Origin of the sequence: Comamonas composti DSM 21721 (assembly GCF_000429845.1) — a bacterium.
Lineage (GTDB): Bacteria > Pseudomonadota > Gammaproteobacteria > Burkholderiales > Burkholderiaceae_C > Comamonas > Comamonas composti.
On sequence record NZ_KE386972.1, the window covers coordinates 77,697 to 78,759 of the forward strand.

General features: G+C 66.0%; 1 protein-coding gene. It reads right to left on the reverse strand.

The annotated features are described in order from the left end of the window. Positions 1–1,063 (reverse strand): hypothetical protein (locus tag G486_RS24365; RefSeq protein WP_211233816.1); only part of this gene is annotated, 1,063 nt, incomplete at both ends.

Sequence of the window (1,063 nt, forward strand, 5' to 3'; positions counted from 1 at the left end):
AGCGGTTGCCGGCATCGGCCAGCACCATGTCGCCGCTGGTGTTGAAGTCGCTGCGGCCCGCAACCTGCATGGCTGCGTTCTGGCGGATACCGGCGCTGCCAGCCGCCACGCTCAGGTCGCCAGAGGCCTGCACCGTATCGAGCAGCAGCCCGTTGGCGCTGGCGATGGCTACATTGGCCCCGTTCAGTGTCACGTGGCCGCCGAGTTGGTTGCCCGCATGGCTCAGTGCAATGTCGCCCGCTGCACTGAAGCGGCTGCTGCCTCCCACATTGAGGGCACTGCCCTGGGTGAGGGCGGCGCTGCTGTCCACCTGCAGATCGTTGCCGACGCTGGTATTGCGCAAGCGCACGCCATGGCCTGTGATCTGGGCATTGCCTGCGGCCTGCAACTGGGCGATCTCCAGCGCCGAGCCCGCGCCCAGGCGGATATTGTTTCCCTGGGCATATACATCGCCGCCAAAGCGGTTGCCGGCGTCGGTCAGCACAATGTCGCCACTGGTATTGAAATCGCTGCGACCCGCAACCTGCAGGGCAGCGTTCTGGCGGATGCCGGTGCTGCCGGCCGTCACGCTCAGATTGCCCGAGGTTTGGATCGCATCGAGCAGCCGGCCGTCGGCGAGGCTGATGGCCACATCACCCCCAATCAATGCGAGGCTGCCGGCAAACTGGTTGCCCGCATGGTCTAGCGTGATGTCGCCCGCTGCACTGAAGCGGCTGTTGCCGCCCACCTTGAGTGCACTTCCCTGGGTGATGGAGGCGCTGCTGTCCACCTGCAGGTCGTTGCCGACGCTGGTGTTGTTCAGGTTCACGCCATGGCCTGCCAGCCGGGTATTGCCTGCGGCCTGCAGCTGCGCGATCTCCAGCGCCGAGCTGGCGCTCAGGCCGATGTTGTCCCCCTGGGCATAGACATCGCCACCAAACTGGTTGCTGCTGTTGCCCAGCGCGATGTCCTTGGCAGCAGTCAGCACGCTGTGGCTGCCGATGGTCAAGGCCCCGCTGCCCTGGCTGATATCGCCGCTGCGGGCGGTGGCCGTGAGTGCGCCGTCTATGCGGCTGTCATCCAG